This is a genomic window from Pseudooceanicola aestuariicola, assembly GCF_045763785.1.
Taxonomy (GTDB): Bacteria; Pseudomonadota; Alphaproteobacteria; order Rhodobacterales; family Rhodobacteraceae; genus Pseudooceanicola.
Genome location: NZ_JBJGSF010000002.1, coordinates 317,562 through 338,397 on the forward strand (window position 1 = coordinate 317,562; position 20,836 = coordinate 338,397).

Consider the following 20,836-nt stretch of genomic DNA (forward strand, 5'->3'; position numbering starts at 1 on the left):
AATTCCCCCACTAAGTTTTTTTCCATACTTCGCATTGGGGCATCGTTCCCACCGGCTGACGCTCCGCTCTTTGCTCGGTTTTCAAAATGAAGCTGGAACGCGTTCCGACATTGGGTGTTTTGGCGGAATAAAGAGTGCCATTCGATACCTGGAGTGGGACAGGCAAACCATCAAGTCGCATAGGACGCCGCTAGGCGGCTTCGGCGGTGCTCGGGTGGGGATGTCCGCCTTATGCCCCTTAACGGCCCTCCTACCCCCCGCCCCGTCGCATCTTGGGGCCGTTTGGTCCTCACTCCGGCCTGGACCCTGCACATGTTGCGCTGCATTTCTGAAAATCGACCCTTGGCCGCGCCTTCGACGTCAGCCCACCTCAAGACCCGTCGCTAGGCGGTTGTCGGCGTTCAAAGTGAACTCTATCGTTCCCGAGTTGGTTGCTGAAAGTTGAAGACACGATGGAATTGGACGCATTCATTGAACGCTGGAAAGCGTCCGGCGGGAATGAAATGGCGAACTTTCAGAGTTTCGCTGGTGAATTGGTGCAAATCCTTGGGGTAGAACCCGTCAAGGTCGCTGACGCGGAAGGTCAGAACAACGACTACCGTTTTGAGCGTCCCGTGACCTTCACACATACGGGCCGTGAGCGCCGGGGGCGCATCGACCTGTATCGGCGCGGCTGCTTCGTGTTGGAGGCCAAGCAAGGCAGTCACAAGCCTGCACGCGAACACAAAGACCAACTGTCGCTGCTGACCGACGACAGTGCGCCCAAACAGACCGGGCACGGCAAGCGCGGGACATCCTCATTCGATGACACGATGCTCAAGGCGCGGAACCAGGCGGACAACTACGCACGCGCGGTGTCGAAAGAGGACGGCTGGCCACCTTTCCTGCTTATCGTGGACGTGGGCTATGTCATCGAACTCTATGCCGACTTTTCGCGGCAAGGGCAGGGGTACAACCAGTTCCAGGACGGCAACCGCTATCGCATCACGATGGACGACCTCCGCAAGGAAGAAGTCCGCGACCTTCTTCGCACCATTTGGAACGACCCCTACAGCCTGGACCCCTCGCTAAAATCGGCCGAGGTGACCCGAGACATCGCCGCGCAGCTGGCGGAACTTGGCAAAAGCTTTGAAGGCCAAGGGCACGACAGCGAAACTGTGGCAAAGTTCCTCATGCGGTGCCTATTTTCGATGTTTGCCGAAGACGTGGACCTGATCCCGCGCGGCAGCTTCACCGAAAAGCTTATCGAATTGCGGGGCCACCCCGAACACGCTGCCCCCACGCTGAAAAGCCTGTGGGAAACCATGAACACCGGCGGCTTCTCTCCTGTTCTCACGACCGACCTAAAACGCTTCAATGGTGGGCTGTTCAAAGAGGCGGAGGCGCTGCCCCTGAACGCCCTTCAACTGGGTCTGCTTATCAAAGCGGCAGAGGCCGATTGGAAACAGGTCGAACCGGCCATCTTTGGCACGCTTCTGGAACGTGCCCTGGACAAACGCCAGCGGCACAAGCTGGGGGCGCATTACACGCCCAGGGCCTATGTGCAGCGCCTTGTGACCCCCACAGTCATCGAACCCCTGCGAGAGGATTGGAAGGCCGTCCAGGCGGGCGTGCAGCGCCTGACAGAGGACGGGAAGCTTGACGATGCCAGGGCGCTTGTCCGGGAGTTTCACGGCAAGCTATGCGCCACGACTGTGCTGGACCCGGCCTGCGGGTCGGGCAACTTCCTTTACGTCGCGCTAGAGATGATGAAGCGGCTAGAGGGTGAGGTGACGGCGCTGATGTCCGACCTGGACGACTCCCGCCCGCTTATTACCGTGGACCCGCATCAGTTCCTAGGAATTGAGTTGAACCCCTGGGCCGCCAACGTGGCCGAACTGGTGCTGTGGATTGGTTTTCTGCAATGGCATTTCCGCACCTACGGCACGGCGGCCCCGTCAGAACCTGTGTTGCGGGATTTCAAAAACATCCGCCAAGGCGACGCGGTGTTGGAATGGTCAGAGCGGACGCCGCGTATTGATGCCGATGGCAACCCCGTGACCCGCTGGGACGGGGTTACCACGATGCGGCATCCGGTGACCGGAGAGGAAGTGCCAGACCCAGAGTTCCGGGTGCAGGTCTTTGATTATGCCAAGCCCAAGCCGACCCAGTGGCCGCAGGCGGATTTCATTGTCGGCAACCCGCCGTTTATTGGGGGAAGTAAACAAAAGAGTGACCTGGGCATCGGCTATGTTGACGCGCTGCGAAAAGCATACCCAAACATCCCTGACAGCGTTGATTTTGTTATGTACTGGTGGGCCAAGGCAGCTGAGTGTGCGAAAAAATGGAACTCAAAATCGAGAACCGGAGCTCGCAGATTTGGCTTCATCTCAACCAATAGTCTCCGACAGCTAAGAAACCGCGCTATCGTTGAACCCTACCTGCGAGATCCTAAGGATACGCTGTCAATTTTGTACGCCATACCTGATCACCCTTGGGTGGACGCACTTTTTGGAGCTGCGGTTCGGATTTCGATGACCGTTGGTGCCAAAGGAAGGCGAAGCGGTTCGCTTGAGACAGTTGTCGAAGAAACTAAGGACCACTCTGAGTCACTCGGCAGAAGAGTTGACTATGCTGTGGAGACAGGTCGAATTTTCAGCAACCTTAGGCTTGGCGCGGATGTTTTGGAAGCTGGCCCACTCAAGTCTAACCAAAAGATGTCCGCGAGGGGCGCATTCTTAATCGGTAAAGGGTTTCTTAGAACCAAGGAAGAGGCATTCGAGCTCGCAAAAGACACCGACGCATTGAAGACGTTGGTTATCAGGCCCTTCCTGGGAGGCTACGACCTGACGCAAAAACATAGGCGTCGATGGGTTATCGATTTCTGGGGGCTATCTGCCAAAGAAGCCATGACCCGATACCCTTCTGCTTTCCAACATATTTTGGACACGGTGAAGCCTGTTCGAGATGAAAACGACATGGATTGGCGACGAGAGAACTGGTGGGTTTTTGGAGACCCGAGTCGCAGCTATCGGTCTGCTACCAACGGCTTAAGTGAGATGATTGTCACTTCTCGAACGGCCAAGCACAGAATTTTTCAAAAACAACCCACAGATTTTCTGCCCGAGAGCGAAGTGGTCGTAGTTGGCGCAAGCGATGACGCTATTTTGTCCGTGTTATCTTCTCGCCATCATACAGTTTTCTCATTGGCTACTTGCGGTTGGATGGGCGTCGGAAATGATCCACGATACAACAATAGCCTTTGTTTCGACCCGTTCCCATTCCCAGACCTCACCGAGGATCAGCGCACCCACCTCTGCAACTTGGGCGAAGAACTCGATGCGCACCGCAAAGCACAACAAGCCGCGCACCCCAAACTCACCCTCACCCAGATGTATAACGTCCTGGAAAAACTCCGGGCCGGGGAAACCATCGAAGGCAAAGACCGTGACATCTATGACCAGGGCCTTGTCGGCATCCTGCGCGACATTCACGACCGTATCGACGCCGCCGTGGCCGAAGCCTACGGCTGGCCCGCTGACCTGTCGGACGAAGACATCCTGTTCCGCCTCGTCGCGCTGAACAAGGAACGGGCGGAAGAGGAGGCGCGGGGGCATATCCGTTGGCTCCGTCCCGAGTATCAGAACCCCGAAGGCAAAGCCGCCGCCAAAGGCAAGACGGCCGAGATGGAGTTGGGCATCGTCGCCACGGTGGACAAGGCCGCGTGGCCCAAGTCTCTGCCCGAACAAATCACCGCCGTCCGGGAGGTCTTGGAAGACATGGGCGTTGCCACCCCCGAAGAAATCGCCCGCCGCTTCCACCGCGCCCGGACCAAGGCCGTGCTGCCCCTATTGGAAAGCCTCGCCGCGCTGGGCGATGCCGAGCGGGTCGAAGACGGGAAGTACGCGGCGTAGAAGTCATAATAGCCACGTTTTGCGGCCCACTTCGGCTTGTGCAGACTTGGAGAGTTTCCGGCGAATTTAGCTTTTAGTTTGGGCGAAGCCATCGAGAGCGTTTTGTTCGGATTTATTTGGATTAACACTTCGACAATATCTGAAAGGGTGCTGAGATGAGCGGATCACCCGATGACCTTCCCCGACTGATACACGAAGCCCTTGAAGAACTAGGGTGGGATTCGAACGCAGCCAGTGTGGCTGAAAGGGTTAGGCGACTGGACATAGGCCTGCCCGCGGAGGACGAGTTCTCAGTGATTTGCGCTTGGTTGGGTCGAGTGGAGCTTCTTCACAAATTGGACCAACACCAGGTGCCCAAAATGTCAAAAGAGAGTTTCCAAGTCCCTGACCTTTTGGCTCGTTTCGATACACAGAAAAACAACAGACCGCTCTTGATCGAGGTTAAAACGGGCAATGAAAATACACTTTCTTTCAAGCCTGAATATCTCGAACGACTTCAAAACTACTCGACGCTCATGGGAATGCCGCTCCTGATCGCCTGGAAGTATCACTCATTCTGGACACTGTTCGAGGCTCGCCACCTCAAGTTGGCTGTGAAGAATTTCAACATCTCATTCCATGACGCTATGGCGGAAAACCTGCTGACGGTATTGGCCGGGGATGTAGCATATGAAATTGGCCCCGGCTCTGGTGTGCATCTGCGCGCAAAAAAAGATGAGCTTCTCTCCGCCGAAAAACTGGATAGTCACACATCAGAGCATTGGAAGATGCATATCGACAAAGTCGAATTTACCAACCGTGATGGAGAAGTAGTCGACGAGCTTTCGTCTGAAACGCAGTCGCTATTAACCGTATGGGATTTAGAAGAACGCCAAGATCACGATGAAGACCACATTTGGCTTCGATACACAGCACCTACCGAAGTTACAGAGTTTGGTCATAGAACTTTGGTTCGGCTTCTCGATTGGGTGCGTCCAAGTGGGCAGAAAATTTCATGGCGAAGGGTGGCTAGAAAAGAGAAGCTGAGCACGATTGAAGACCTAAGGTCGGCACTTTCCGTCGCGTTCGACGAGAAAATCATCAAGTATGTGTTCTACCTTCAACCCAGAACCGCACCAGATTTTCTAAATGAAACAGAACTAGTTAACGAATAGTCGCATTTGAAAACTTGCTGCTTGCAGGCTGCGTGGGGCGATGCGGAGCGGGTCGAAGACGGGAAGTACGTGGCCTAGTGCACCCCCATCAAATAGGGGGGCGCAAATTTGACGCCCCCCGGATTTAGTACTTGTCGAGCGTTACGCCGCCTTGGGCATCGTCGTCCCGAAGCACTTTCCCGGCAAAGCCCGCCCGTGGTGTTCCTCCTGACGCGCCACGTAATCTGCGCCTCTCAGACTGCCGTGATAGCCGTAAAGGTTCCGCTTCACCTGCCACCCGTGGCTGTGCGCTTCTGATACGACATCCTCTGCATCGTCCGCCCATTGCGGGTGCGCTGGGTCGCCGGTGACCTTCTCTAAGACGCGGATGAGGTGGTGGGTGTGGTCCTCGGGCCAGAACAGGTAGACGTGAAGATGTACGCCAACCTGAGAGCCTTCGGCCTTTGCCCAGACCCAATAGGCCGGGAAACCCAGAACCTCTCTCAGCACGCGGCGGAGCCGCTGGAAGAGGGTGTCGCGCCGCTTCGGCTCAGGAAGGCCCAGGACATTGTGCTTATGGCCTTTGCCCAGGTGACGCAGATTGTGCCAGGTGACCGTGACCATGAAGGACAATGGATACCCGGCCTGCCATGCCGCTATAGCGACAGTCTCCGCAGCTTTCACCCGTTCCGCCAACTTGCGCGGCGAAGTCTTCTGGCGAGCGTTTTTTGCTTTCCCTGCCTTACGGGTATTCTTTTTCGCCATACTAATAGTAGGGCCGGTCCGCCGATTGGCCTTTTTGCTGTGGGCTTTGGCGTTGGCGGGGTTCCGGGACGTACGAGATACGACAGCGGCGGAGCGGCGCTTGAGAGGGGTCGAAACCCGCTGAGATGCAGGTGCGACGTGCATTATTCGCCCCCCTCTTCGACGCGGCGCACGTCGCTTTTGAGAACGTAGATGGCGCTGCGGCGATGCTTCCCCGGCAACTGGACCGCGTTGTGGATGGTGTCGAACATGACCCCTTTCCCGGCAAGGCAATGGACGTTCGCAGCAAGGCGGACGGTGCTGGCGCAAACCAGCGGGGCTTCCATCAGGGTTTCCAGAACTTGCCGGTTCAATCCAGCGACGGTGATGGTGGACGTCTCCGAGCCGTTGGTGACCATGAAAGTCGCGGGTGCCGTGTCAGGCTTGAGGTCCGTTTCGGACAGGATGGTCTTTGCATTGGTGAAGGCACAGCGGTACTGTGCACCCCGAGGGGTTTTGATGTCATCTGACATGGGAACTCCATAATTTTGGGAAATTGGAAACCGGGGCTTTGTGGAGAAGCACCCGGTTTCATTTTTGGCTGGAAGTGCCGTGTTTGGCGCTACTAGGCCGCGCTCTTGCGCTCCATCCACTCACGGACATCGGAGCGGCGCAGGCGAACGTTCTTGCCGACTTTGAATGCGGGCAGGTCGCCGGTGGCAATGGAGATGCGAACGAAGGTCTCACCGAGACCGGTCATTTCACAAACCTCCTTAACATTAATATATGTAGGCTGTTCTTTAGACATCGTTTACTCCCGTCTGGTTGCTGGAACGCTCGCAGAATGGTGCACAACGCCGCTCGCTCTCAACGCCCATTAACCTCGGTAAATGACGGCTGTAGTTTTTGAGCTAAAATTCATCGTGAAAACAGAAGCTTGCGTAGCTTCTCCTGAGGTGGGTCCTCGCTCGCCAATTATTTGAGGTATCGTTCCCGATATTCTCGGACAAATTTTTCGGTTGTCGTTTTGCCGGGGATGGGCACACCGCTTTTTTCCCATATCGCAACAGCACTAAAGGGTGTCGGTCTTTCACCGCACTCTAGGGCTTCAGACAAGAGCCTGATATATTTTTCGGCCTCAAATTTGACTGGTCGCCCAGGCCGAACTCTCGCTGCTGTATTCTGAACCCCGTAGGTACAGGCTAACTGTTCTTCGATTTCGTCGTTTCGAAACAGCGCGTAATGGCCTTGGTACAGGTCTATTCCTGAGAAAATACTTTCCAGCAGGTTTTGGTCTTCTCTGCCGCCGTATCTGTTAGATGTCGTCTTAGCGAAATTCCAGACATTACAATTTCTGTTGGCTTTGATGAGATTAAATTCAGCACTGAAATACAATGTGTCAGGGTATGTTCCTTGGTACCCGTTTTCATCGTATATGTCTGTTATGAAGGTGAAAGTTTGCAGCTGGACCGGTTCGCTTCCCGGTCGCCACGCGAACAAACCGCGGTGGCACATTTCTGCGAGTTGAACTTCAAGATAAAACGCCCAAAACCGTTCGGACCAACCTTCATCTCGGCCTCTCCGCAATTCTGCTGAATACTGGGCGCTAAGGGCCGTCGGTAACCAACTGGCCGCCGGCTCTTCGGTTATTCCTCTCTCCCGAAGAATGGCCACGAACTGGCTAGGATAACAAAATCCCTTAGGTGGTTCTGGTGTGAGGGACATCAGGCCTTTCATTCCACCACCCGCAGCCCAGCGCGTTGCGTCCCTTCCTTGGCGGACGTGACGTAGGATGACCAATCGTTCATAATCTTGCGGCGCAAGGGCAGATGGTCGTCCCGCTGATATGCCTGAGATACTTTGTTGCCGACTTTGTGCTGAATGCACCTTTCGCTCATATCTGGCGGAATACCGGTGGCGGTCGCCCAATCAGAGAAAGACGACCGGAAGCCATGAATACGTCCTTTTTCTCCGAGGTTGTTTAATACCTCCAACACGCTTTTTTGCGGTACTTCGTTAGGACCGTATTGGGCTGGGAAAAGCTTGCCGCCTCTGGCGTGCCGCATGGCCAACTCAACAACCTTGGCGGCTTCAGGCGAAAGTGGACAGCGAACGTCTGAGACAGTTCCAAGCCGACCTTTCAAAGCTTGGGCCGGAATTGTCCATACACGATTTTCTATATCGAACTGCTCTACCATCGCTTCCCGAACGGGACTGCCGCGATGCACTGTCAGCAGCGCTAGGCGCAAAGCAAGTGTCGCCGGCGTCTGGTCAAGTTCGCAGATCCGCTCGTACAGCTGCGGAATATCTTCATAAGGTGTGTGGGGGATATGCTTGGTGTTGTTTGGCACCTGTCCAAGCAACCTTTTCGCCCTTGGCGCGGCGGCCTCATCAACCCTCGCCCCCTCGTCCGCAGCATAGTCCAAGGACATCTTCAACCTGTTGAACGCTTTCTTGGCAGTTGATTGCTTTGTCGTCCAAATGGGCGAGAGGGTTGCCCGAATGTCCTCGGACGTTATTTCCTCGACCGACATCTTTCCCATCTTTGGTAGAACGTGGTGCTGCAAAGGAGACATCCATCGTCCTGCATTGCCTTCACCTTTAAGGCTGGGTTTTAGGCTTTCGAAAGTACGCTCCACCACAGCGTTGAGCGTCCAGTCCTTCGCTCCTGCACCCTTCACGCGGCCAATCGCCTCCAAGGGGTCACGCTGTTCCAGGATGGCAGTCCGAATTTTGGCAGCCAGGTCACGTGCCACGGCCAGCTTCACCGTCTTTGCGGACCCTAGGCCGATTTCCCGACGCTTACCGTTGCGTTGGCCGCGCCACTCCCAGCTACCCTGTCCTTCGCTTTTCACGTTCAGGTACAGGCCGCCGCCGTCATTGTGCCGCCCAACCTCGGCTCTATCGACAAACTTCTGGGTAAGGCCGCTCCGGCTCCGCTCTCCGGTTTTCGACATGGATTTCCCCCCTCACTCGCAAATTTCCCCCACTTTTCCCCCACACGCTGCGGGCTCCTGCGGAACTGTGCGGTAAAGAATGGAACCAGACGGCCCTGTTATCAAGGCTCTACGGTTCTGTGCGGTACGGGGTGATACCACAGTTGGTGCCCAGAAGAGGACTCGAACCTCCACGGCCTTGCGGCCACTGGCACCTGAAGCCAGCGCGTCTACCAATTCCGCCATCTGGGCACGAAACTGCGTGAGGCCGCGATTTAGACGTGGTCGGGCACGGTGTCAACGGCGATTTGCGCCATTTTCATCATATCTCCCAATTCGCCTTGCCCCGGGGGGGTGCGAGGGCTAGGAAAAGGGGGATAAAGGCTAGATTGCAGGGGTTTCTCGCATGTCGGGACTGGTGACCATCTTTGGCGGATCGGGGTTTCTGGGGCGCTATGTAGCGCGGCGGATGGCGAAACAGGGTTGGCGCGTGCGCGTCGCGACCCGGCATCCGAATGATTCCATGTTCGTGCGGACCTATGGGACCGTCGGCCAGGTCGAACCTATTTTCTGCAATATCCGCGATGACGACTCGGTCCGGCAGGCCCTGCACGGGGCCGAGGCCGTGGTGAACTGCGTCGGTATTCTGACCGAAAAGGGCAAGAACGGCTTTGACGCGGTGCAGACCGAAGGCGCAGCCCGGATCGCGCGGCTTGCTGCGGCGGATGGGGTTAAGCGGATGGTGCAGATTTCGGCCATCGGCGCGGATAAGGACGCCGAAAGCGATTACTCCCGCACCAAGGCCGAAGGCGAAGCCGCCGTGCTAGAGCATATGCCGGGGGCGATGATCCTGCGCCCGTCGATCATGTTCGGACCCGAGGATGAGTTCTTTAACCGGTTCGCATCAATGACCCGCTTTGGTCCGGTGCTGCCGATGGTTGGTGGGTCGACCAAGTTCCAGCCGGTCTATGTCGATGACGTGGCCGCTGTGGCGGAAATGGGCGCGCTGGGCACGGCCGAGGGTGGCGTTTACGAACTGGGCGGTCCTGATGTCGCGACCTTCCGCGAGTTGATGAAGGAAATGCTGGGCGTGATCCACCGCCGCCGCATCCTGCTGAACCTGCCCGCTTGGGTTGCCAAGCTGATGGCCTTTGGTCTGACGATTGTTCAGTACGTGTCGCTGGGTCTGATCCACAACGATACGCTGACCCGCGACCAGATCGTGAACCTGCAGATCGACAATGTCGTGTCCGGGAATCACAAGGGCTTTGCTGACGTGGGTATCACGCCCGTCGCGACCGAAGCGGTTCTGCCCGACTACCTGTGGCGCTTCCGCCCGTCGGGTCAGTACGACGCGATCAAGGATTCCGCGAAAAACCTGCGGGCCTGAGAGGAAAAGGTCGGCGGCACTGAGTGCCTCGATTCCGGCCTTGATGGAGCTCTCTCTTCGAATTGTCTGGGCGGCTTACCCCGCGCGGCATCAAGGCCGCAGGCCGCCGCGCATCGACGGGCCGCCCCCGGGCCCGGCGATTTGGCGTCGTAGGCCGCACGTGCATTCAGCGCGCTTCCACGGGTAGATAAATCGCTCGGTTCAATCGAAAGGGATCGCCAGTCCGCGGCCCCGCGACGCCCGGCTCAGTTCAGCGACCAGATGATCAACCCGGCGCCCAGCACGACCCGGTAAATAACGTAAGGCATAAAGCTGACGGTCCGCAGCAGCCGCATCATCAGCACCAGCGCCAGCATGGCCGATACGAACGCGAACCCCGCGCCGATCGCCGCGTCCTTGGCCACGATCGCATCGCCCGACATCACCACGTCCGCGCCCAGCAGCAACCCGCTGGCAATGATGACCGGCACCGACATCAACATTGAAATCTTGGCCGCGTCCGGCCGCGCATATCCCATGAAGCGCGCGCCAGTGATGGTGATGCCCGACCGCGACGTGCCGGGGATCAGCGCCACCGCCTGCCATAGACCCAGTACCCAGGCTTCGCGCAGGTTCCACTCTCTCGCCTCACGCTCGGCCGGGGATTTCTGGTCCGCCCACCACAACACGATGCCGAACCCCAGCATGGTGATCCCGATCAGCAGCGCTGACCGCATTGCATCGGCCAGCCCTGTGACCTTCAGCACCAGCCCCACCAGAATGGCGGGGATCGTCGCGACGATCAGCAGGAACGCCAGCCGCGCGCCCGGCGTGTCCAACCGGCCTGTCAGCAACCTTGGCACTCCCAGCAGCGCCTGTTTCACGTCCGACCAGAAATAGACGATCACCGCGCCCAGCGTTCCGACGTGCACGGCCACATCGATTGTCTGCCCCTGATCCGCCATTGAGGTAAGCTGGGGCAATAGAATCAGGTGTCCGGACGACGATATCGGCAGGAATTCGGTGATGCCCTGAATGACGGCCAGCAGAATCAGTTGGAACAGGGGCATCGTTAAGTCTCCGTTTTCGGTGGTTTACGCCTTTGCTGCGCGAAGGGAAGACCGCATGTAGGTCCGCATCGGACCATTAATTCGGTCAGATATTGTGCCGTGGGTGTAAAATCTTCCTTCGCGACCAGTATTAGGTCAGCAATAATGACTTTTCTTTTCTGATCGGATACCGTAAGAACCGCCGGAACCAGCACTTACGCCAGTTTGACCAAGAGGATTCCGCGTGGCCAAGCAACCGATGCTCAAATTTGTCACCGTCGAGCGTGACATGCCCAGCAAACGCGAAGCTGATATTCGGAACAAGGATTTCGACGAAATCTATGCCGAATACGCCGCCGCCAAAGCAGAAGAGCAGGCGTCGCGCTGTTCTCAGTGTGGTGTGCCGTATTGTCAGTCGCACTGCCCGCTGCACAACAACATCCCCGATTGGCTGCGTCTGACCGCGACCAACCGGCTGGAAGAAGCATATCAGGTGTCTCAGGCCACCAATACCTTCCCGGAAATCTGTGGCCGTATCTGCCCGCAGGACCGTCTGTGCGAAGGCAACTGCGTCATCGAACAATCGGGCCACGGCACCGTCACCATCGGCGCGGTCGAAAAATACATCACCGACACGGCGTGGGAAAACGGCTGGGTCAAGCCTGTGACCCCGGCGGTCGAGCGTAAGGAATCCGTCGGCATCATCGGCGCGGGCCCCGGTGGTCTGGCCGCCGCTGACATGCTGCGCCGCGCTGGCGTGCAGGTGACCGTCTATGACCGTTACGACCGTGGCGGCGGGCTGCTGACCTACGGCATCCCCGGCTTCAAGCTGGAAAAAGACGTCGTCATGCGCCGGATGGACCAGCTGGAGCAATCCGGCGTGACCTTCAAGCTGAACTGCAACGTCGGCGAAGACATCTCGTTCGCCGAGATCCGCGAACAGCATGACCGCGTGATCATCGCCACCGGCGTCTACAAGACCCGCGAACTGACCCAGCCCGGCTGCAACGCCAAGGGTATCGTCCGCGCGATCGATTATCTGACCGCGTCGAACAAGGCGTCGAACTTTGGCGACACCGTCCCCGAGTTTGAATCGGGTGAGCTGAACGCCAAGGGTAAGAAGGTCGTCGTGGTCGGCGGTGGTGACACTGCGATGGACTGCGTTCGCACCGCGATCCGTCAGGGCGCAACCAGCGTCAAATGTCTGTACCGTCGCGACCGTGCCAACATGCCGGGATCGCAGCGCGAAGTGCAGAACGCCGAAGAAGAAGGTGTCGAGTTTGTCTGGCTGTCGAACCCGCTGGATTTCAAAGGTGACACTGTCACCGGCCTGACCATCCAGAAAATGCGTCTGGGCGCGCCCGATACCTCGGGGCGTCAGTCGCCGGAACTGATCGAAGGTTCGGATTATGCCGAAGACGCCGATCTGGTCATCAAGGCGCTGGGTTTTGAGCCCGAAGATCTGCCGACGCTCTGGGATCAGCCGGAACTGGCCGTGACCCGCTGGGGCACGATCCGCGCGGAATTCGCGACCGGCAAGACCAGCCTCGACGGTGTTTATGCCATTGGCGACATCGTGCGCGGCGCGTCCTTGGTGGTCTGGGCGATTCGGGATGGGCGCGACTGTGTTGCCGCCCTTCTGGACGATCTGAACACCAACGCTGCGGTTGCCGCGGAATAATTTGAAAAGAATTTGTGCCCTGATTTCAGGGCACAACCCCCCGATTTCGACCGTTCGGTGATTTGCGATGTCCGCAACACCCTCCGAACCCATGGTATACCCGGATCAAATCAAGAAGGCCCGGATCAATGGCACAGACGAAGACAGGACAATGCATGTGCGGCGCGGTGCGTTTCACCGCAACGAACGTCCCCGACACGTTCGGCGTCTGCCATTGCGACATGTGCCGTCGCTGGACCGGATCTGCCCTGTTCGGCGTATCGGTCGCTCAGTCCGATCTCACCTGGGAAGGCGAGGCGCATATTAAGACGCTGCAATCCAGCGACTGGGCCGAACGCGCGTGGTGCCAGCGGTGCGGCACGTCGCTGTATTATCACGTGACGGTGGATGGCCCGATGTCGGCCAAGGTGGAAATCCCGCTCGGGGTCTTTGACGATCCCAACGGTTTTACGCTCAATCGCGAGATTTTCATCGACCAGAAGCCCGACAGCTACGATCTGGCTGGCGATCACGAACGGCTGACCAAGGCCGAAGTGATGGCCAAGTTCGGGGTCCAACTGTGAGCGCGCAGCTCTCCATTCCCATGGTACAGGACGGCGACGTCCTGCGCGTCTGGCTGTACAAAGGCCAAAGCGATCGGCTGGTCGTGTCCTTTACGGGCATCGGCTTGGACGGCGCAGATCTGGGCTATGAATTTGCCAATACGGCAACGCACGGCGGGCGCGACTCGGCGCTGTTTATCGCGGACAAAACGCGCAGCTGGCTGAACGCGCCGGGCATCATCGACGATATCCGCCAGTGGATCGACGCGGCCCGGGTTGAAACCGGGGCCAAGGTGGTGATGACGCTGGGCCATTCGATGGGCGGGTTCGCTGCGCTGGCCATGCCGAAATATACGCCGGTGAAGGTTGCTGTCGGGCTGTCGCCGCAGGCCTCGGTGCATCCCGATGTGGTGCCCGAAGAAACCCGTTGGGCCGAATACCGTGACCGGATCACGGCATTTACCATCCGCGATCTGTCGGAAACCATCGTGCCGGACACGACCTACTACGTGCTGCATGGCCGCCATACGCGGGAAAAACATCTGCGGGATCGGATGCCCGAGGCGACGAACATCGTCCACCTGATCCTGCCGCGCACGGTTCACAACGTGCCGCAGAAATTGCGGGCCGCGGGCAAGCTGGGCGAAGTAGTGGAATTTGCGTTCCAGAATCGCCCGCGCGCCTTCCGGTTGTCGCTGTCCGATATGGAAGCCTACCGCCGGTCGGACCCTGACCCTTTTGCAAAACAGGTTGCCGGATGACCCGCCGCGATCTGATGAAATTAGACCCTGTTCCACGCGAATGCGCTGCGTTCGCCCAGATGGAGGACCAAGACCATGACCAAGTATGACGCCGATTGGGCCCGGGCCGAGGAAGCCAAGCGCAAGTGGATGGCCGAAAACGGCCTGTATTCCGAAGCCGAAGAGCACTCCTCCTGCGGGGTGGGTCTGGTTGTGTCCATCGACGGTAAGAAAAGCCGCAAGGTGGTCGAAGCCGGGATCAAGGCGCTGAAGGCGATCTGGCACCGTGGTGCTGTGGACGCAGACGGCAAAACGGGCGATGGCGCGGGCATCCACGTGCAGATCCCGGCCCCCTTCTTCTATGACCAGATCAAGCGCACCGGCCACGAACCGCGTCTGGACGAACTGATGGCCGTTGGTCAGGTCTTCCTGCCCCGCACCGATTTCGGCGCGCAGGAAACCTGCCGGACCATCGTCGAAGCCGAAGTGCTGCGCATGGGCTATTACATCTACGGCTGGCGCCACGTTCCGGTGGACATCGAATGCCTTGGCGAAAAGGCCAACGCGACCCGCCCCGAGATTGAACAGATCCTGATCTCGAACTCCAAAGGTGTGGACGAAGAAACCTTCGAGCGTGAGCTGTACGTCATCCGCCGCCGCATCGAAAAAGCGGCTGCTGCCGCGCATGTCGACGGCCTGTACATCGCGTCGCTGTCGTGCCGGTCGATCATCTACAAGGGTATGATGCTGGCCGAACAGGTCGCCGTCTTCTACCCCGACCTGCAGGACGAACGGTTTGAGTCGGCCTTCGCCGTCTATCACCAGCGCTATTCCACCAACACCTTCCCGCAGTGGTGGCTGGCGCAGCCCTTCCGCATGTTGGCCCACAACGGTGAGATCAACACCATCAAGGGCAACATCAACTGGATGAAGTCCCACGAAATCCGTATGGCGTCGGGCACGTTCGGCGATCTGGCGGAAGACATCAAACCGATCATTCCGTCGGGCTCGTCCGACTCGGCCGCGCTGGACGCGGTGTTCGAAGTGCTGGTTCGCTCGGGCCGCTCTGCGCCTATGGCGAAAACGCTGCTGGTGCCGGAATCCTGGTCCAAGCAGGCGCTGGAACTGCCGCAGGCGTGGCGTGACATGTATTCCTACTGCAACGGCGTGATGGAGCCGTGGGACGGCCCCGCAGCCTTGGCCATGACCGACGGTCGCTGGGTCTGTGGTGGTCTGGACCGCAACGGTCTGCGCCCGATGCGGTATGTCGTGACCGGCGACGGCCTGCTGATCGCCGGGTCCGAGGCGGGCATGGTCCCCACCCACGAAGGCACTGTGCGCGAAAAAGGCGCGCTGGGTCCGGGTCAGATGATTGCCGTCGATATGCAAGAGGGCAAGTTGTACCACGACGTCGAAATCAAGGACCGTCTGGCCGCATCGCAGCCCTTTGGCGAATGGGTCGGCAAGATCACCGATCTGGAAGACACGCTGTCCAAGATCGAAGAAAAGCCGATCTATACGGGCGAAGAACTGCGCAAGCGTCAGATCGCGTCGGGCATGACGATTGAGGATATCGAACAGATCCTCATCCCCATGGCCGAAGATGCGAAAGAACCGCTGGCGTCGATGGGCGACGACACGCCGTCCGCCGTTCTGTCGAACCAGTATCGCAACCTTAGCCATTATTTCCGGCAGAACTTCTCTCAGGTCACCAACCCGCCGATCGACTCGCTTCGGGAATTCCGGGTGATGTCGCTGAAGACGCGGTTTGGGAACCTGAAGAACGTGCTGGACGAAAGCTCGGCCCAGACGGAAATCTTTGTTCTCGACAGCCCGTTTGTCGCGAACTCTCAGTTTGATGAGCTGACCACGCATTTCAATGCGGGCCTGTCGGAAATCGACTGTACCTTCCCGGCGGGTGGCGGGGCCGATGGCCTGCGTCAGGCGCTGAACCGTATCCGCGCCGAGGCCGAAGAGGCCGTCCGCTCGGGCGGGGGTCACATCATCCTGACCGACCAGCATCAGAACCCCGACAAGGTGCCGATGCCGATGATCCTTGCCACGTCCGCCGTGCATAGCTGGCTGACGCAGAAAGGTCTGCGGACCTTCTGTTCGCTGGGTGTCCGGTCTGCCGAATGTCTGGACCCGCATTACTTTGCGGTGCTGATCGGCTGTGGTGCGACCATTGTGAACGCCTATCTGGCCGAAGACACGCTGGCCGACCGCATCAACCGCGGCCTGCTGGACATGTCCCTGACCGAAGCGACCGCGGCCTACCGCGAAGCCATCGATCAAGGTCTGCTAAAGATCATGTCCAAGATGGGCATTTCGGTCGTGTCGTCCTATCGCGGCGGTCTGAATTTCGAAGCGGTGGGCCTGTCCCGCGCGATGTGTGCCGAATTCTTCCCGGGCATGACCTCGCGGATCTCCGGTATCGGTGTGTCCGGTATCCAGAAAAAGATCGAAGGCGTTCATGCCAAGGGCTGGCTCTCGGGCCTCGACGTTCTGCCGATCGGCGGCTTCTACAAGTCGCGGAAATCGGGTGAAACCCACGCGTGGGAAGCGCAGACCATGCATATGATGCAGACGGCCTGTAACCGCGCGTCTTATGAGATCTGGAAGCAGTACAGCGCCCGGATGCAGGCGAACCCGCCGATCCATCTGCGCGACCTGCTGGCGATCAAGCCTTTGGGCAACGCGATCCCGCTGGAAGAGGTCGAGTCGATCACCTCGATCCGCAAGCGGTTCGTGACGCCGGGCATGTCGCTGGGTGCCCTGTCGCCCGAAGCGCACAAGCTGCTGAACGTTGCGATGAACCGCATCGGGGCCAAGTCGGACTCGGGCGAGGGCGGTGAAGATCCGGCGCACTTCGTCCCGGAACCCAACGGCGACAACCCGTCTGCGAAGATCAAGCAGGTGGCCTCGGGTCGTTTCGGTGTGACCGCCGAATACCTGAACCAGTGTGAAGAGCTTGAGATCAAAGTCGCGCAGGGTGCCAAGCCCGGCGAAGGGGGTCAGCTGCCCGGCATGAAGGTCACCGACCTGATCGCCCGTCTGCGCCACTCGACCAAGGGCGTGACGCTGATCTCTCCTCCGCCGCACCACGACATCTACTCGATCGAAGACCTTGCGCAGCTGATCTATGACCTGAAGCAGATCAACCCGACGGTGAAGGTCACGGTGAAACTGGTGGCGTCTTCGGGCGTCGGCACGATTGCTGCCGGTGTGGCCAAGGCCAAGGCGGATATCATCCTGATTTCGGGTCACAACGGTGGCACCGGGGCGTCCCCGGGTACGTCCATCAAGTTCGCGGGTCTGCCGTGGGAAATGGGCCTGACCGAAGCGCATCAGGTGCTGGCGATGAACAACCTTCGGTCCCGCGTCACGCTGCGGACCGACGGTGGTCTGCGCACGGGTCGTGACATCGTCATGGCCGCGATGATGGGGGCCGAGGAGTACGGCATCGGTACCGCCGCGCTGATCGCGATGGGCTGTATCATGGTGCGCCAGTGCCAGTCGAACACCTGCCCGGTTGGCGTGTGTACGCAGGACGAAAGCCTGCGTGCCAAGTTCACCGGGACGGCGGACAAGGTCGTGAACCTCATCACCTTCTACGCGCAGGAAGTGCGGGAAATCCTTGCCTCCATCGGCGCGCGGTCGCTGGACGAGGTGATCGGGCGTGCGGACCTGCTGAGCCAGGTGTCGCGTGGTGCGGATCATCTGGACGATCTGGACCTGAACCCGCTGCTGATCACGGTCGATGGGTCGAAGAACATCGTCTACAACCGTGACAAGGCCCGCAACGCCGTGCCGGATACGCTGGACGTGGAAATCGTGCGCGACGCCGCGCGGTTCCTGAAAGACGGCGAAAAGATGCAGCTGTCCTACGCGGTGGAAAACACCCACCGGTCTGTCGGCACGCGCACCTCGTCGCACATCGTTCAGAACTTTGGCATGCGTAACGCGCTGCAGCCGGATCACCTGACGGTCAAGCTGTCGGGATCGGCCGGTCAGTCGCTGGGGGCCTTCTCTGCTCCGGGCCTCAAGATCGAGGTGATGGGCGAGGCCAACGACTATGTCGGTAAGGGTCTGTCGGGCGGCACGATTGTCGTGCGTCCGCCGATGGAATCGCCGCTGGTCGCTGCGGACAACACCATCATCGGCAATACGGTGCTGTATGGTGCGACCGACGGTTACCTGTTTGCGGCGGGCCGCGCGGGCGAGCGTTTCGCGGTTCGGAACTCGGGCGCGAAGGTGGTGATCGAGGGCTGTGGCTCGAACGGGTGTGAATACATGACCGGCGGCGTCGCGGTGATCCTTGGGTCCATCGGGCCGAACTTTGGCGCGGGTATGACCGGCGGGATGGCGTATCTGTACGATCCCGAAGGTCAGGCGGCGGATCTGATGAACATGGAAACGCTGGTGACCTGCCCGGTCACGGTCGAGCATTGGCAGGATCAGCTGAAAGGCCTGATCGAACGCCATGCGGCCGAGACGGGCAGCCGGAAAGCCACCGACCTGTTGCAGAACTGGGATTTGGAGAAGGACAACTTCCTTCAGGTCTGCCCGAAAGAGATGCTGGTCCATATCCCGCATCCGCTGTCGGTCGAAGAACAGGCCGTTCCGGCAGAGTGATCTGACCGGACCCGGTGACAAAAGGCCCCGTGAGAGCGGGGCCTTTTCTTTTGGCACAAAGGGGGCTGGGCGGCTTGGACCTGCGCGAGGATCCTGCTGTCACGGAAATGGACCTTTGGCGGGGCGGTGTCTGCTGTTAGGATATATTCAGTTTTACCGGGGGGATATCTTATGAAGCGATTGTTGCGATGCGCAGTGCTGGCCGCGGCCATGGTGACAGCGCCAGCGGTTTATGCCGGAGACTGCGGCTATGACTATTGCTGGGGCGCGGTCGGTTTCGGACCGAATGGCGCATGGGGTTATTCCTACGGACAGTTTTCCGAAACCGAGGCGGTGAACGTGGCGCAGAATGGCTGTGGCTGGAACTGCAGTGTGGTCAGGACATTCTACAACACCTGCGGAGCCATCGCGGTGGCCGACAATGGCGGCTGGGGCTGGGCCCATGCGCCGACCAGGTCGGATGCAGAAAGCTCTGCCATTGCGTATTGCGTGCCGCACGGGCGCAACTGTCAGGTGCGCGTGTCGTCCTGTTCGCCCTAAGTGCGCCGAGGGTGAGTTCGTAATTCCCTCAGGCCCGCAACTGGCGTAAAAACCGCACATGGCAAAGCAGGCAGCGCAGCGCAGAAAACCGCGCAAGCAGAGCAGAAAGACAAAGCAGACACGCAGCCTTGGCCTTGGTCGGGTGTTGCGCCGCTGGGTCATGCGCTTTGTGCTGTTGGCCGTGGGGATCATCGGTCTGGCCACCGGGACCTATGCCATTCTGGACCCGCCCACCGGCATCTACATGAAGTCAGAAGAGCTTCGGCTGGGCACCATCGATCACGAATGGGTCGATCTGGAAGGGATCGCGCCGGTGATGGCACGGTCAGTCGTGGCGGCAGAGGATGCGAATTTCTGCGAACACTGGGGGTTCGACATCGCCGCCATCCGCAGCGCAATCGACGCGGGCGGCAATCGCGGCGCGTCGACCATTTCGCAGCAGGTGGTCAAGAACGTCTATCTTTGGCATGGGCGCAACTGGACCCGCAAAGCGCTGGAAGCCATCCTGACGCCCGTGGTCGAAACGGTCTGGTCGAAACGGCGGATTATCGAGATCTATCTGAACATGGTGGAATTCGACGAGGGCGTCTTTGGCGTGGACGCGGCGGCGCATCATTATTTCGGCATCGGACCTGACGAGTTAAGCGCGCGGCAGGCCGCGCTATTGGCGGCGGTGCTGCCGTCGCCCAAGCAGCGTTCGGCCAGCCGGCCCACCGATTACCTGCGCAAGCGGGCCGCGTCGATTATGGACGGTGCGGCGACAATCCGTGCAGACGGGCGCGCCGCCTGCTTCGAGGATTGAATTTCCCCTTACGACAAGGCAGAGAGGCGTGACGCAATAACATTCGATCATCATGGCCACACTGTATCACGTACCCCTGTCTCCGTTCTGTCGCAAAGTTCGTCTGTCCTTGGCTGAAAAGCGGATTGAATGTGAGCTGGTCGAGGTACGGTACTGGGAGAAGGAGCCGGAATTCCTGCGTCGCAACCCTGCGGGCAAAGTTCCGGTTCTGAAGATCGATGGCAAGCTGATGGCGGAAAGCTCTGCCATCTGCGAATGGATCGAAGAGGTCTATCCCGAACCGTCGCTGATGCCCGACACGCCCGACGAACGCGCCGAGGTGCGGCGGCTGGTACAGTGGTTCGACGACAAGTTTCATTCCGAGGTCACGGCGAACCTGCTGTACGAGCGGGTGAACAAGAAGCTGATGAAATCGGGCTATCCCGAAAGCAAGCACATCAAGGCCGGGGCCCAGAAGATCAAATTTCATCTGGATTACATGGCGTGGTTGCTGGACCATCGGCGGTGGCTGGCGGGCAATTCCATGACGCTGGCCGATTTCGCCGCCGCGGCGCATTTGTCGTCATTGGACTATATCTCGGACGTGGATTGGAACCGGTCTGAAAACGTGAAGGATTGGTATGCGAAGATCAAATCGCGTCCGGCCTTCCGGTCGATCCTTGCGGATGTGGTGCCGGGCTTTCCGCCGCCTGCACATTATGCCGATCTGGATTTCTGATCGGGCTACGTGGGGGCGCTGCCCCCACACCCCCGGGATATTTCCATCAAGCTG

The 20,836-nt window shown here is 59.0% G+C and carries 16 protein-coding genes and 1 tRNA gene; 10 read left to right on the top strand and 7 right to left on the bottom strand.

The genetic code is table 11. From position 1 onward, the window contains the following. The first annotated feature begins 452 nt into the window (after window positions 1-452). Together ACI3GR_RS09435 and ACI3GR_RS09440 are read left to right on the top strand one after the other, a co-directional pair. A complete protein-coding gene (locus ACI3GR_RS09435; protein WP_407493984.1) occupies window positions 453-3,893 on the top strand; it encodes a class I SAM-dependent DNA methyltransferase in 3,441 nt (1,146 codons plus the stop codon). 155 nt (window positions 3,894-4,048) lie between these two features. Further along, window positions 4,049-5,047, top strand: coding sequence for a PDDEXK family nuclease (locus ACI3GR_RS09440; protein WP_407493986.1), 999 nt, complete (start codon window positions 4,049-4,051; stop codon window positions 5,045-5,047). Window positions 5,048-5,188: 141 nt separating this feature from the next. Here ACI3GR_RS09440 and ACI3GR_RS09445 read toward each other — a convergent pair whose 3' ends face one another. From ACI3GR_RS09445 to ACI3GR_RS09470, 6 genes are all read right to left on the bottom strand, one after another. Further along, window positions 5,189-5,710 carry a hypothetical protein gene (locus tag ACI3GR_RS09445; RefSeq protein WP_407493988.1) on the bottom strand — a complete coding sequence of 174 codons (522 nt, stop codon included), beginning with the start codon at window positions 5,708-5,710 and terminating at the stop codon, window positions 5,189-5,191. Window positions 5,711-5,934: 224 nt separating this feature from the next. Next, window positions 5,935-6,303, bottom strand: coding sequence for a hypothetical protein (locus tag ACI3GR_RS09450; protein ID WP_407493989.1), 369 nt, complete (start codon window positions 6,301-6,303; stop codon window positions 5,935-5,937). A 92-nt stretch (window positions 6,304-6,395) separates the two neighbouring features. After that, window positions 6,396-6,578, bottom strand: a complete 183-nt coding sequence (locus ACI3GR_RS09455) for a helix-turn-helix domain-containing protein (RefSeq protein ID WP_407493990.1) — start codon at window positions 6,576-6,578, stop codon at window positions 6,396-6,398. Between the two features lie 167 nt (window positions 6,579-6,745). Beyond that, the gene (locus tag ACI3GR_RS09460) at window positions 6,746-7,507 is read right to left on the bottom strand and encodes a hypothetical protein (RefSeq protein ID WP_407493992.1); all 762 of its coding nucleotides are present in this window, start codon (window positions 7,505-7,507) and stop codon (window positions 6,746-6,748) included. Continuing rightward, on the bottom strand, window positions 7,504-8,727 hold the full coding sequence (locus ACI3GR_RS09465) for a tyrosine-type recombinase/integrase (RefSeq protein ID WP_407493994.1): 1,224 nt from the start codon (window positions 8,725-8,727) through the stop codon (window positions 7,504-7,506). The genes ACI3GR_RS09460 and ACI3GR_RS09465 overlap by 4 nt, the downstream gene beginning before the upstream one ends. A gap of 144 nt (window positions 8,728-8,871) precedes the next feature. Then, a tRNA-Leu gene (locus ACI3GR_RS09470) sits at window positions 8,872-8,958 on the bottom strand. 154 nt (window positions 8,959-9,112) lie between these two features. Here ACI3GR_RS09470 and ACI3GR_RS09475 point away from each other — a divergent pair. Continuing rightward, window positions 9,113-10,096 (top strand): complex I NDUFA9 subunit family protein, encoded by a 984-nt coding sequence (locus ACI3GR_RS09475; RefSeq protein ID WP_407493996.1) that lies wholly within the window; start codon window positions 9,113-9,115, stop codon window positions 10,094-10,096. A 245-nt stretch (window positions 10,097-10,341) separates the two neighbouring features. On the opposite strand, the gene ACI3GR_RS09480 is transcribed toward ACI3GR_RS09475, so the two are convergent. Next, a complete protein-coding gene (locus tag ACI3GR_RS09480; protein ID WP_407493997.1) occupies window positions 10,342-11,145 on the bottom strand; it encodes an undecaprenyl-diphosphate phosphatase in 804 nt (267 codons plus the stop codon). A 223-nt stretch (window positions 11,146-11,368) separates the two neighbouring features. Here ACI3GR_RS09480 and ACI3GR_RS09485 point away from each other — a divergent pair, with 223 nt between their 5' ends. The 7 genes from ACI3GR_RS09485 (at window position 11,369) to fzlA (ending at window position 20,782) form a co-directional block, all read left to right on the top strand. Beyond that, window positions 11,369-12,805, top strand: coding sequence for an NAD(P)-dependent oxidoreductase (locus tag ACI3GR_RS09485; RefSeq protein WP_407493999.1), 1,437 nt, complete (start codon window positions 11,369-11,371; stop codon window positions 12,803-12,805). A gap of 128 nt (window positions 12,806-12,933) precedes the next feature. Then, window positions 12,934-13,368, top strand: a complete 435-nt coding sequence (locus ACI3GR_RS09490; protein ID WP_407494001.1) for a GFA family protein — start codon at window positions 12,934-12,936, stop codon at window positions 13,366-13,368. Further along, on the top strand, window positions 13,365-14,108 hold the full coding sequence (locus ACI3GR_RS09495; protein ID WP_407494002.1) for a serine aminopeptidase domain-containing protein: 744 nt from the start codon (window positions 13,365-13,367) through the stop codon (window positions 14,106-14,108). The genes ACI3GR_RS09490 and ACI3GR_RS09495 overlap by 4 nt, the downstream gene beginning before the upstream one ends. Before the next feature lie 75 nt (window positions 14,109-14,183). Next, on the top strand, window positions 14,184-18,722 hold the full coding sequence (gltB, locus tag ACI3GR_RS09500) for a glutamate synthase large subunit (protein WP_407494004.1): 4,539 nt from the start codon (window positions 14,184-14,186) through the stop codon (window positions 18,720-18,722). A 171-nt stretch (window positions 18,723-18,893) separates the two neighbouring features. Further along, window positions 18,894-19,262 (top strand): DUF4189 domain-containing protein, encoded by a 369-nt coding sequence (locus ACI3GR_RS09505; protein WP_407494005.1) that lies wholly within the window; start codon window positions 18,894-18,896, stop codon window positions 19,260-19,262. Window positions 19,263-19,320: 58 nt separating this feature from the next. Further along, window positions 19,321-20,064 (top strand): monofunctional biosynthetic peptidoglycan transglycosylase, encoded by a 744-nt coding sequence (gene mtgA / locus ACI3GR_RS09510; RefSeq protein WP_407494006.1) that lies wholly within the window; start codon window positions 19,321-19,323, stop codon window positions 20,062-20,064. 52 nt (window positions 20,065-20,116) lie between these two features. Next, complete coding sequence (fzlA, locus tag ACI3GR_RS09515) at window positions 20,117-20,782, top strand: FtsZ-binding protein FzlA (protein ID WP_407494007.1); 666 nt, start codon at window positions 20,117-20,119, stop codon at window positions 20,780-20,782. The last annotated feature ends 54 nt before the right edge of the window (window positions 20,783-20,836 follow it).